This is a genomic window from Claveliimonas monacensis (assembly GCF_014982975.1).
Lineage (GTDB): Bacteria > Bacillota > Clostridia > Lachnospirales > Lachnospiraceae > Claveliimonas > Claveliimonas monacensis.
In genome coordinates, this window is the sequence record NZ_JADCKL010000006.1 from 103,801 (window position 1) to 117,314 (window position 13,514).

A 13,514-nucleotide genomic window follows, 5' to 3' on the forward strand; every position below is an offset into this window, starting at 1 on the left:
AAATTGTAAGACACGGCTGACGCCGCCAGAAACTGCCAGAAATATAATGCTTTGAATATATAGTAACATATATTTCTCAAAGTTTCCATAACTAATTCTTGCTTATTTTTTATCATTGCATTGGGACGCCTGCTATTTCACAGCATTTGCAGGGAGGATTTTTACTCCTCCCACGCTGGATTACGTTCAGAGGTGATTTCCCTGATATCATCACAAAGGATCGCAAAATCTTCTTCCGATATCTTGCCATGATCCTTCATACATCTGTAAAACTTCTTAATGCTGGCCGCCATTTCCTTCCGTGTACCTTCTGTACCGGCGCATTTCCGCATATAATAATCATCCAGAAAAATAGAAACACTGTTCAAACCCTTCTCCATCGTCAATGGCTCATGCAGGAGAAGATACCCATTAATATAGAAGTCTGCATTCTCCAGATGCCTGCGGATCGTCTTTTCTGACAAACCTCTCATATCCGCTTCAAAAAGTCTGAACAGCTCTTGATTTGTACTGCGGATCTCGTCACATTTCTTTTCAAATTCTTCCAAAGTATACTCGTACTCCATCACATTTCCTCCGTGTTAGAAGAGGCCCACTCTGCCTCCTTTTCCTTAGTCCCTGCGGAACAGATCTCTGGTGTATACTTTCTCCTTCACATCATCCAGACAGCTGTCATACCGGTTGGCAATGATGGACTGACTCATCTCCTTGAACTTCTCCAGGTCATTAACTATCCGGCTGCCAAAGAAAGTGCTGCCATCCTCCAGTGTGGGCTCATATATGATCACGGTAGCCCCCTTGGCTTTCACCCGCTTCATAATCCCCTGAATGCTGCTCTGGCGGAAGTTGTCAGAGTTGCTCTTCATGGTCAGGCGATACACACCGATAACCACCTCGTGCTCCTTGCTGACATCATAGGCGCTGTTAGCCTCATACCCTCCGGCCAGCTCCAATACCCGGTCTGCTATGAAATCCTTCCTGGTACGGTTGGACTCCACAATAGCTGTCATCATATTCTGGGGTACATCCTCATAGTTGGCCAGGAGCTGCTTTGTATCCTTGGGCAAGCAGTACCCGCCATAACCGAAGGACGGATTGTTATAGTGAGAGCCGATCCTTGGATCCAGGCACACGCCGTCTATGATCTGCTTTGTATCCAGCCCTTTCACCTCTGCATAGGTGTCCAGCTCATTAAAGTAAGATACCCGCAGAGCCAGATAGGTGTTGGCAAAGAGTTTCACCGCCTCCGCCTCTGTAAATCCCATAATCAGAGTCGGGATATCCTCTTTGATGGCTCCCTCCTGCAATAAGCCTGCAAAAGTGTCTGCTGCCTTCACAAGTCTTGCATTTTGTACATCCGTTCCTACGATGATCCGGCTGGGATACAGATTATCATAGAGAGCCTTAGACTCCCGCAGGAATTCCGGGCTGAAAAGGATATTGTCACAGTGGTATTTCTCCCTCACCTGGGCAGTAAAGCCAACGGGGATAGTTGATTTGATCACCATGACAGCGTCCGGATTGCACTGAATCACCAGCTTGATCACATCCTCCACCGCACTGGTGTCAAAGAAATTCTTTTTACTGTCATAGTTAGTAGGCGCTGCAATGACAACAAAAGCTGCCTCTTTATAGGCAGCTTCCGCATCCAGCGTGGCCGTAAGGCGCAGATCCTTATGGGCCAAATATTCTTCTATATAGTCGTCCTGGATAGGCGATTTTCTCTGGTTGATCAGCTCCACCTTCTCCGGCACAATGTCTACCGCCATGACCTCATTATGCTGCGCCAGAAGTGTGGCAACAGACAATCCCACATATCCTGTTCCTGCTACTGCTATCTTCATTTTTCTTTTCTCCCTTATTCATCTTCAACTACAATATTATTAATATATCCTTCAGTGGCATTCTCTTTGTGTTTAATAACACAAGGATTACCGAATACAACAGAATGACTCGGCACATCACAGTTAATAAAAGTGTTAGGAGCAATCATCACATCATCTCCAATCGTAATTTTCCCTACAATGGTACTGTTAATGCCTATCCATACTCTATTTCCTATCGATGGAACCCCTTTCCGAATCCCTCTATTCTCTTGACCAATGGTTACTCCTTTATGGATATTAATATTTGCGCCTAACTTACTTTTTTCATTTATTGTTATGCCAAAAGCATGGCCTATATATAATCCAGGTCCTATTTCTGTTTTATCGGATATTTCTATCCCGCGCATGTTTCTGGTAATTCGAAATAAAGTTTTATATATAGCCTTTAGCATGGGATTGTTTGTATTTTGTGTTTTCCGGTAATATTTTTGGAACATTGGAGGATTTGTTCCTGTATACCGTATCTTATCTTTCTCTAATACCAGTGTTTTCAATATTAATGTCACCTCGTCATACACATTTCTTCATATAAAAGCTATAGTACCATTGGGCAAACTTCCGCAGTCCATCTCGCAAACTAGTACTTGGCTTAAATCCGAAATCTTTCTCTAAAGCGTTTGTGTCCGCATAAGTAACTGGTACATCTCCAGGCTGCATGGGTACAAGTTTTTTATGGGTCTCGAAATCATAATCTTCAGGCAATACCCCCGCACGGATCAACTCCTGCTGCAGGATATCCACAAAATCCAGAAGATTCTCCGGGTGGTTATTCCCGATGTTGTAAATAGCATAGGGCGGGACAGGAAGCCCATCTTCCCCGCTCTTCTTCTCCGGAGGAGATTGCATCACCCGCTTCACCCCTTCCACAATGTCATCCACATAGGTGAAATCCCGCTTACAGTTACCATAGTTAAAAATCTCTATATTCTCCCCCGCCAGCAATTTGTTGGTAAAACTAAAATAGGCCATATCCGGTCGCCCGGCAGGCCCATATACAGTAAAAAATCGTAATCCTGTGGAGGGGATATTATATAATTTCGAGTATGCATGAGCCATCAACTCATTACTTTTCTTAGTGGCTGCATAGAGTGACACCGGATTGTCCACCTTATCCTCCGTGCTATAAGGAATCTTTTTATTGGATCCGTACACACTGGAAGAGGAAGCATAAACCAGATGCTCCACACCCGCTTCCTCGTCATCATAGGAATGTCGGCAGGCCTCCAGGATGTTGTAGAAGCCGATCAGATTAGCCTCAATATATGCATCCGGGTTGGTGATGGAATAGCGGACCCCTGCCTGAGCCGCCAGATTGACTACAATCTGTGGTTTATATTCGTCAAAAATAGATTGGATCAGTTCCTTATCGGAAATAGAAGCTTTAATAAAAGTCCATGTAGATTCCGGGCGGGATTCTACCATGGACTTGATCTGATTGAGCCGATATTCTTTTATGGATGTATCATAGTAGGAATTTATATTATCAATTCCTATGATATAGACTGGTGAAACACTTCGCAAAAGTTCTACAGCTAGGTTAGCACCGATAAAACCGGCAACACCTGTGATTAAAATTGTCTTATTCGTTAATTGTATTTGTTGCATTAAAAATAACTCCTTCTTTTTCAAAACTAATTTTGAGTAAAAACAAACAATTACCTGATAAACTACTGCAGAAAAAGTCTGTGAAAACATCATAATTTCCAAATCACATTACAGCATTCTAGTTCTATAAAGAGCATCTCTGCAAGAGACTTTTTATCCCCACTTAAATACTCTCTATTGTATCACTTTCCCTTCCTTTATAGTTCTCATAAATATCTATATATTTCAGACCGTCTCTAACTTTTCTTTATGGTCTGTGACTTTATCCTCAGATGTCTTTTCATTAGTTAATACTCCCTATCCTTTTGGCGAAACTTCTGGAAGTGTTATCCATTCTCCAAACTTTCTATCCCAATACTCTGGCTTAAATGGAGTCATCCCGCTCCAATGGAAAAAAGTAAGTTCTCCAAAATAAATTTCTCCGTCTACTTCATAAAAATCAACTCGTATCTGCGGAATATTCTTTGATAATTCTGCTGCAAGCTCTTGCATTCGATAAAACATTTTAGGTTTTTCTGGACATCTAGTAGCATTCGGATAACCATTGACTAATTTCATATGATGAAAATCCATATCAAAAAAATCACTTTTGGGCTCAACTACTTTGTTTTCTTTATCAGACGTAATTAGCAGCACTTTGGGTACTCCATCAAAACAAAAGAATTTATAATCATGTAATTTTTTTGTAGTATTGTCTTCCATATATTTTTCTGCAAGAATCCGTGGCTTAACATTTTTATATGGCCACTCTCGTCCTTGCAAATAAAATTTTTGTCTGAGTGATTTATTTATTTTTCTTTTTGCCACTTCTACATTAAAGTTCGTTTTATCTTTACAAATAACAACTCCTCCGGAATCGTGTGTTGTTTTTAGTACAAATTGGTCAGGCAATATTTCAAAATTGATATCCTCAAAATGATTCCACACCCCATATGTTGGAATTATGTATTTACTCCCAATTTTCTCTTTTACATACTTCTTAACCTCATATTTATCGACCATTTCTGTATATATTTCTTTTCGATCGTATAGTTTTAGCCACTGTAGCTTCTCGTTAAATGTTTGCGGATTATCTAAATTAAGCCTTTTACCCGTTTTAGCTCGAAACATCAATTTCAAATACCATTCATCATTCATCCAGCCAAACCACCTAAAACAAGTAGCTACATAAGGGAACAACATCCACGGATCATGTCCGATTTTTTTTATATTAATCATTATAAATTCTCCTATCCTTATAGTACTTTATTTCCACTTATGAAAAGTAAAAGGCACCATGCTGAACTGCATATTTTTATCTATCCCCCAGTTTTCCTCTTAAGAATAATACTCGAAACCATATCAGCCCAACGCTTTTATCGATTTTTCATACTCCCATTACACTTTTAAGCAGAAATTCTAGTCATTCTAAAAGAATTCTTATCCGGTATCTATAGTACTAGACTCCACGTTTTCCTATTTATTTTCTCTATTCCACACTTTAATTCAGCCATAATTCCCTATTTTCATAGTACTTTAAATGTCTTAAGAATTTCCCTGTTAAATAAAAGTGAAATAAATATAAAAATAGCCACTGTTTCGCAACCATAAATCAAAATCGCCAAAAAACTATTATCTATTGGCCAATATATCTTGCTTAAAATTATTACGATAACTGTAATGCTCATTACTATAATATTTTTCACTAACGGTTCAATAACCCTTATCAACGAAATTTCAAGCCCTATTTTCCTCTTAAAATTAATCGTTATTACTACCAGAGATAATAAAGACGCCCCAACAGTTCCTAATGCAATTCCATAAAATCCAATAATACGAACCAATATAATACTTAGCAATATATTAGTAATGCTTACCAATATACTATTTCCTGCAGGTGTTTTAGTATCTCCTTTAGCATAAAAGTATCTATATATCAGATCCCTGACAATATTTATTTGCTGTCCTGTAATATAGATAAGTGAACCTATAAAAACAGCGTTGGACGCATCGGATCCAAATTTACCGTGTTGAAATAATACAGTAATTCCCTCGTGACCAACAGAAACGAATCCTGCGATAATCATGCAGACAATCAAATGAAAAAGTCCTACCTGGTTCCAAAAGACTTTCTGATTGCCTTTCTCTTCAATTTTGGCAACAATTTTGGGATAACAATATAATAATAAATTACCTATAAAAATTGTATTAACCATGTAAGCGACTTGATTCGAATAATTTAGTACCGTCAACTTACCCGTATCTAATCGCGATGCAATAATTGAATCTACCATTAGGGAAAATTTATAAACACCAGAGCTGTATACTATTGGTAAGAATAGCTTAAACATTTCAATTACTTCCTTGTTTCTGACTTGAAAACAAGGTTTATATCTCCATCCATCTTTTATGGCAAATAAAGCATCAATCAGAAAATTACCGCACAATCCAAAAGCAATTACCAACGCATACTGTTCTATAGATATGTTTTTTTTAATCAATAACACGACTACTACTATTGCAGAAAAAAAATAAATTTATGATTTTAGGTGTATTATACTTCCCATTACACTGGAAGTATGCAGCCGTAATATTAGAGACAGAAAAAAAATAGTTTGCAAACAATAAAACAACTAATATGTAGCATGCTATGTTAACAAATTCTGCCTCTCTACCACTAAATATTTCAATTAATGGATAACGGAATAATATAATAAAAACCGTAATCGTCAACATACAACCATACAATACCGTGATAAAAGTATCTACATTGTTCCTGTCTTTTTTATGCACATAGCACGGAATCACAATAGTCGTAATACTAGAAGAAATAAAACCAAACAGAAAGGAAGTTATACTATTAGCAAAATTATACGCATCCATTTCTATTTCTGTTCCAAATATTCCGGCAACAACAGACGATTTCATCAGTGTTACTACCTGTGCAATGCATGTGATACATATCATCAAGGCCAAGGCCCCCAAATTTTCATATCGCTTTTTCATTACTGACACAGTATTCTCTCCTCACAATATCCATATGCGCTCTCCTATATTTCTTTTGCGCAATATATCTTCTTGGTTTGATTTTTTATAAATATCTATATTTGATAATAGAAGCAGAATTCCCTCCTACCCAGCACACTCAGAGACATCGACTATCACGACCGAACCCTCACGGATTACCACACCATCACCTATATATACACTTAGCGAAATTGATACCCCTTCACTCCCAGGAATACTTATCTATCACAACTTTTTTATTATCAAATCTTTCATCAATAAGGCAAAAACTTTATCTCCATCAAAATCAAAATAATGATTTTGCGAATAGATTTGAACATCATGTACAAAAACTGTTCCCTTGCCAATCGTAATACTCCCCCCAAAATGGGCAATTTTGTTGAATATGTACCTTAGTATTAATAGATATTCTCTCAGGTCAGATTAGTTCGACATTGTTTCCAATATATACTTTTAAGCCACAAACATTTAGTTTCCCTTTCAACCTATCAATTCTCTTTTTTCGAAATACCTTCTAATCACATCAGCTACTTCTTTTCCAGTCTTCCTTAGAAATATACACTTCATAAATATACTGCCATATATTAATTAGTATCCTATATGCTTTTTTTAATAAATTTATCCAATACTTTAAACTGCAACTCTGCGTCTGATTTTACTTTCTCAATCATAGGCAAATTTGTTATACTTTTAAATGCTTTTAATAAATCATCTGCTATTGCTTTTTCTCCCTCCAATAAATTCCAAACATAATTTTGATATTTCAAATCTTCTAAAATATTCATCTGCTTAATGCTATAAATTATCGGAATAACTTTTTTCCCCATAACCCATCCCAATACCATTGCATGAAAACGGGTTGCAATTATATATTTGCATTCCGCAAATTTGTTCAGGAAGCAATCAACATCTCCTGTGTAACGTATTACTCTTATTCCCTTTTTCGAATCAATCTTTTCTAATATTCTATCAATTGCTATCTGATCTTTTTCGGCTTCGCAAAAACTAAATAGCGTTACAGGTATATTTCTAATCTGACACAAAACACATACATTTTTAATGACGCTTTCATATTCATTTTTCCAATGACTCAAATTCTTTCTACTTTCCAAATTAATTACACTAATCCCAATCCCATTTGTCTTGTTACAGTTTAAAAAATCTTTGTAGCCAAACAAAACATCTGGGGCATATCTTACTGATTTGATATTTTTAAAGTGTAAATATGATACTGTATCTCTGAAACAACAATCTTTGGCACACATAAGTTCTTGACTAATCGCATTATCAAATTCGGTAGTGTAGCTTGGTCCATAATTTGCTCCAATTATAAAGATATTGTCGTTCTCAATACTCTTTCTATCCATTCGCCAATTGTCAGTTTCTATAAAAATTGAACCTCCAATATGTACAACTGCTCTTGCTTTTCTCTCAGCCAAATGGTTAATAATGTTACCATTTTGTTTGGTTAATTTCCTACAAATTCTTAACCAGTTGTACATAATAGTATTTATTCTAATAACATTTTTTTCTTTTCTAAACGCCTTTAAAAATTTAGGAGCACCACATAAATAAAATTTTTCATCGGGATACCTTCTCACTAATGAACGCACAAAAAGATCATCTCCAAGATTATTTTTTAAATACGCTCTGATATATATCATATAAACCCGTCCTTCTAATTCCAAATTTTATAAACTCTATGGCTGCTAAATAGCATGTTAGTAATTTCCAATATTTTAAATAAAATAATTTTAATCCTATTTTCATATACTTAGGTATTTTTATTTGACACAAATAACTTTTACTTTTTTTTACTACATCATATGAATATATCACACCTAATCCTTCCTGCCATTCTGCTCTAGTCTCCCTCCCCCTAAATAGGGCAAAAAGACTTTCCCACAAACTCACTAATCCTCCTTTAAAAAATAATAAAATATTATCTTCTATGTTCCCTCCCATTATTCCTATATACTTATATAGCACCGGAAAAACTCTGTTTAACGCCGTATATTTCATTTTATTATTTTTATTGGTAATGCTGTCCGGATTAAATCTATAAAAATAAAGTTGTTTCTCTAAATAATATATTTTTTCTGCTTTAGACACTAAATCCAAACTTTGAAGAAGATCCTCTCCATGTCTTACATCGTAGAATTGCTTATAATCTGCATTGACATCAAACAAATCACTTTTACATATTTTTAGACACATCGTATTTAGTAACGATGTGTCTAACATCTTTTTAAATAAATCTGCTTTGCATATTTCCCCATCTTTGAATAAATTATTAGCTTTTTCAGGTATAAGTTCTCCATTCATCTTCACTCGTTGCCACTGAAAAATTATTATTTCTGGTGATTTTGTTTCAATCGTCTTATACACTTGTTCTAAAGCATCCACTCGCAAATAGTCATCTGCATCCAAATAAGAAATATATTTCCCTTTAGCAATTTTTAGTCCTTCAAAGCGAGCTGAAATCTGACCTTGATTTTCTTTGTGCAACACAGTGATAATTTGGGGATATTCTTTCCCATATTTATCACATATATCAGCACTTTTATCATTAGATCCATCGTTTACCAAAATCACTTCGTAATTTTTAAAAGTTTGTTTTAATACAGAGCCTATACTCTCATCCAAATATTTTTCTGCATTATAAACAGGAATTATAACACTAAAAAATGGATCCATTTTCTCTCTCCTCATTCCAAACAGTATATAAAGTAATCGTCATGCTAGCACTTATATTTTGCATATATTTTTCCACATATAACACAGTATATCAATGTCATCAAGCACTGTTCATATATCATGTTTATACTAACTGACACAGCATCCGCAAAAAACATTCCACCTAATAATGCAAGTGCCAAAACAATCTCTTTTTCTTTAAATAAGTCTTTTCTCCTCATTAACTTTATTCCCACATACACCCTCGGATAAAAATATAAAATAAACCCTATTATTCCCGTATCTACTAAGACTTCTATATATGTATTATGAGCATAGGTGATTTCTCCTCTTAAACTCCCATAAATATACTTAAAATTATCCAATCCATATCCCCACAAAGGATTTTTCTTAAAATAATTCCAACCTATTTCGATCATATCTTCTCTCATTGTTGTACTTCGCCCTGTTACAGAAGTTGCACTATTAAACAGAACATTGAAGAAATCAAATAACCTCTCCCCTAGTATTTCATATGCCCAACTAACATTTTTCAAGATCCACATTATCACAAATAATGTAATAGAAATAATTATTAAAGACTTTATTATTGTTATAAAACTGATTTTTTGATTGACCACATAATATATACCTATAATTATTATAAACAACAGAATCCCTGACTTTGACCCTGAAATAATAATTAATAGAAAAAACGGAATCAAAGGTAAAAGAAATCTTTTATCTTCTTTATCTGCCAAATATAAACAAAATCCTGATGCATACGCTAAATATATTCCAAATCGATTAGAGTTAATCACATCAATGTTTAATCTCTCTAAAGAAATATTCTCCAACCCTATTACACTCACTATATAAGCAGCTAATATAATTGTTGATATCAATATTATTTTAGCAATTACAATAATGTCCTTATAGCTCGTGATATAATGGGGTAAAGATATTGTAGCTATTGTAGCCATTGCGATAACAATCAACATTTCTATATTAATTTTTTCATAAACCCAAAAAGATGATAATGCCGTCCAAATAAAAAAAGCACTGTACCAACGTCCATAGGTTGCAATGCTTATTTTCTCTATTCTTTGTATTACGTAAAACAAAAAGAATAAAATATATATGACTATCATTACTTTATAAAGAATATTATTTATATAGACCATGCAGATACTACCAAAAAATAGAAGTATCATAAGAATATTGTTAATAGAAAATTTTATTTTTCCGATACAAAACTTCACCTTCGTTACCTCTTTTTACCTATAGCTATGCCACGCTTATTCTTTTTCAGATTATCTATACCTTTTTCCTTATCATATACTTCTTTAATATATAAAATCCAACGCTTTGTTACACTATCCGGTGATACTTTTGTTAAAATTTTCTTTGCATTACTTCCATACCGCACTGCTAATCCATGATTTGAAGCATAACATTCCATAGCTCTAGACAAAGCTTTTACGTTTTTAACCGGAGTCAATATCCCCATATTTTCATTTGATATCAGCTCTGCGGGCCCTCCACATGGACAATCTGTTGAAATTACTGGAATCCCTAATGCCATCGCTTCTATTAATGCATTAGGCATCCCTTCATAATCTGAAGAAATCACAAAAAATTCTGCTTCCAATAATTTTTTTTTAATATCTTTAACTCTTCCGCATAAAAATACTCTATTCGTTAGATCGCATGCAGTTATCAATTTCTCTAATACTTCTCTTTCTGGTCCTTCCCCATATATTTGAAGTGTATAGTCCGGATACTCTTTTGAAAATTCTTGAAATGCTTTTATTAACAATTTGAAATTTTTTTGGGCATCTAACCTTCCAACCGCAATAATTTTACGACTTAAAGGATATCTATAATCATCGCAAATATATTCATCTGCTACTGGATTTGCTATGACAATGGATTTTTTTTGGAGTTTTATAGGGAAAAATTTTTTTTGCTCCTCTGTTTGGAATACTGCTCCTTCTGCCTTGGGATACAGCCATTTCATAAGACTACGATACACAAAACTCTTATATTCTTCTTTGGGATCATTCCTTTGACATATAATAACAGGGATTCCAATTTTTCTTTTGACAAGTAAACTTCTGAAACATGGTTCTGAAAGAAATGAAATCAATATATCGGCATTAAACTCCCGAACTTCCAAAATTAATCGCTTTAACCTCTCAATATTCTTTGTTATTATTTTAGAAGATAATTCCTCCAGACGATCCAACGACTTTATTACTATCCTTTCATCTAAATAATAAACGCTAGGCTTTCTAACAGATGTCAAAATCATTAATCTATTATTATCACATAGACGATTGCATAAATTTGCCACTACCCTTTCAGCACCACCATTATTCATACTTCCAAGATAAAAAATAATATTCATCCTACCTTAACTCCTGATAAAAGCATTCCATATATTTTGCTATCTCATTTGAATCAAATCCCGCTTGTTTTACAATGTCTGATGTATCTTGTCTTTCATAATCCATAAGTTCTAAAATTTTTTCCGCCCAAGTATCAGATGATATTAGAGAATATTGAATCACTAATTCTGGAACAACTATGGCTTCTTTTGTGATTACATCACTTACTAAACACTTAATTCCAGAAGTTTGAGCTTCAACAAGTGTTAGAGGAAGACCTTCATAAAGAGATGGTAATAAAAATAAATCTGCTGCCGATAACATATCCGCAACATTATCCAAGTTCCCTAGAAAATGAATGTGCTCTGCACTCGAAAGCAGTGAAACTCTTTTCTGTATATGTTCTTTTAACACTCCATTTCCTAATAATAACAGCTCCAACTGATTATTTTTTTGAAATGCCTTATCAAATGCCTCTATTAAAAACGCATGATTCTTCTGTATATCAAATCTCCCAATATGAATGCAAACCTTTCTATTCACTATTCCCAACTTTTTACGAACTTCTAACCGTACCTCATTCGAAAAACGATATTTTCTTGTATTTATGCCATTATTTAGCATTATATAATCTTTGTTTCCGAAATTATACTTAGCTGCTAAATCTGAACATGCAAACCTTATATTTGCTTTTTTTGCTGATTGTTGTTCCATCAAGTATCTAAGTTTTGCCCTTGCTCCTGATTCTCGAGCGGAATTATGTGCATGATAAATCAGGTTATTAATACCTACTTTCTTCGCAGATTTAAAATAATAATACCCGACACAAGAATAATGTACATGAACTGCTCTATAGTTATTATGTTTCGAAAAAAAAGTATCTGTTGCTTTTTGTAGTTTGAACAAATTAGAAACTCTTGCACTTGGTAAATGATATATTTTCCCACCAAGTTTTCCAATTTCATCATCATATGCCCCTGGTTCATTGGAATGTACGCAAAAATCAAATTGAATTTTGTTTCGATCAATGTTTCGATATATATTCATAATAAGTGTTTCCATTCCTGCCCTATGCATTTTCCCTACAACTTGTAGTATCTTAATCATAGTTTGTCACCTTTAATCCATTCATTTTCTCAAAAATATCCTGTATATCAAATTCTGCACATTAATTGGCATCAAATACATTAATGTCTGTGCTCCAGCCACAATAACAAAATCAAAAAAACTAGAATATCCTATTCGCCAAAATCTTCGAATAGTCTCTATGTAGCTCCATGTGTTTTCCCAACTCTTTCTTCTTTTAGCTAAATTTTCATCTGAACGAAACCATAACAAAGATTCTTTAAAATTAGTAGCCTTACACCCCCCATAAAGCATCCTTCCAAACAGATCTACATCTTGATTTCTTCTTAGAGTACTGTAACCGCCAAATTCTAGCACTTTACTTTTTCTATACATAACACTTGGATGATTAAATGCACTTCTTCTTTTGGCAAACTGATAGATTTCTATGTAATCAGATGGAACCGCTCTGCATCCTGTTATATTATCAGTATTTCCATAAAATTCTTCTACTGCTGATCCAATAATCGCACAATCAGGGAACCTTTCAAATGCCTTAACTTGTTTCATACAACGATTCGGCTTTGATATATCATCGGTATCCATACGGGCAACTAAATCATTTTTACAATGTTTCAATCCATAATTTAGCGCGAATCCAAGGCCCATATTTCTTTCATATCCAACTATATTAAAAAGTTTAGGATATTCTTCAGTATAATAGTCAAGAATTGCCTGTAACTCTACTGTTATTTCTCCATCTTTTACTATGACAATCTCATCTGGTTTTAATGTTTGTTCCACCATACTTTTAATAGCCAAATTTAGATATTCCGGCTTTTCTTTTATGTATAATGCCATCAATACACTGTATGACTCCATTTTT

At 34.6% G+C, this 13,514-nt stretch carries 13 protein-coding genes; all 13 read right to left on the reverse strand.

From position 1 onward, the window contains the following. Window positions 1–161: 161 nt before the first annotated feature. Window positions 162–566: a hypothetical protein gene (locus INF30_RS09325; protein WP_226394991.1), complete on the reverse strand. Its 405-nt coding sequence runs from the start codon at window positions 564–566 to the stop codon at window positions 162–164. 45 nt (window positions 567–611) lie between these two features. Next, on the reverse strand, window positions 612–1,844 hold the full coding sequence (locus INF30_RS09330; protein ID WP_204907118.1) for a nucleotide sugar dehydrogenase: 1,233 nt from the start codon (window positions 1,842–1,844) through the stop codon (window positions 612–614). 14 nt (window positions 1,845–1,858) lie between these two features. Then, window positions 1,859–2,380 carry a serine O-acetyltransferase gene (locus tag INF30_RS09335; protein ID WP_226394992.1) on the reverse strand — a complete coding sequence of 174 codons (522 nt, stop codon included), beginning with the start codon at window positions 2,378–2,380 and terminating at the stop codon, window positions 1,859–1,861. 16 nt (window positions 2,381–2,396) lie between these two features. Continuing rightward, on the reverse strand, window positions 2,397–3,491 hold the full coding sequence (locus INF30_RS09340) for an NAD-dependent epimerase/dehydratase family protein (RefSeq protein WP_226395026.1): 1,095 nt from the start codon (window positions 3,489–3,491) through the stop codon (window positions 2,397–2,399). Between the two features lie 297 nt (window positions 3,492–3,788). Next, entirely contained in the window at window positions 3,789–4,709 is a 921-nt protein-coding gene (locus tag INF30_RS09345) for an ATP-grasp fold amidoligase family protein (protein ID WP_311136017.1), read from the reverse strand. A gap of 287 nt (window positions 4,710–4,996) precedes the next feature. After that, a complete protein-coding gene (locus tag INF30_RS09350) occupies window positions 4,997–5,971 on the reverse strand; it encodes an oligosaccharide flippase family protein (RefSeq protein WP_264176892.1) in 975 nt (324 codons plus the stop codon). Next, complete coding sequence (locus INF30_RS14645; protein ID WP_264176898.1) at window positions 5,964–6,476, reverse strand: MATE family efflux transporter; 513 nt, start codon at window positions 6,474–6,476, stop codon at window positions 5,964–5,966. Before INF30_RS14645 ends, INF30_RS09350 begins: the two co-directional genes overlap by 8 nt. 617 nt (window positions 6,477–7,093) lie before the next feature. Beyond that, window positions 7,094–8,161 (reverse strand): polysaccharide pyruvyl transferase family protein, encoded by a 1,068-nt coding sequence (locus tag INF30_RS09355; RefSeq protein WP_226394993.1) that lies wholly within the window; start codon window positions 8,159–8,161, stop codon window positions 7,094–7,096. Beyond that, a complete protein-coding gene (locus INF30_RS09360) occupies window positions 8,130–9,194 on the reverse strand; it encodes a glycosyltransferase family 2 protein (protein WP_226394994.1) in 1,065 nt (354 codons plus the stop codon). Before INF30_RS09360 ends, INF30_RS09355 begins: the two co-directional genes overlap by 32 nt. A gap of 44 nt (window positions 9,195–9,238) precedes the next feature. Beyond that, a complete protein-coding gene (locus INF30_RS09365) occupies window positions 9,239–10,435 on the reverse strand; it encodes an O-antigen ligase family protein (RefSeq protein ID WP_226394995.1) in 1,197 nt (398 codons plus the stop codon). 5 nt (window positions 10,436–10,440) lie between these two features. After that, a complete protein-coding gene (locus INF30_RS09370; protein ID WP_226394996.1) occupies window positions 10,441–11,583 on the reverse strand; it encodes a glycosyltransferase in 1,143 nt (380 codons plus the stop codon). A 1-nt stretch (window position 11,584) separates the two neighbouring features. Then, window positions 11,585–12,670 (reverse strand): glycosyltransferase, encoded by a 1,086-nt coding sequence (locus INF30_RS09375; protein WP_226394997.1) that lies wholly within the window; start codon window positions 12,668–12,670, stop codon window positions 11,585–11,587. A gap of 21 nt (window positions 12,671–12,691) precedes the next feature. After that, window positions 12,692–13,489, reverse strand: a complete 798-nt coding sequence (locus tag INF30_RS09380; protein WP_264176893.1) for a glycosyltransferase — start codon at window positions 13,487–13,489, stop codon at window positions 12,692–12,694. Window positions 13,490–13,514 lie beyond the last annotated feature (25 nt).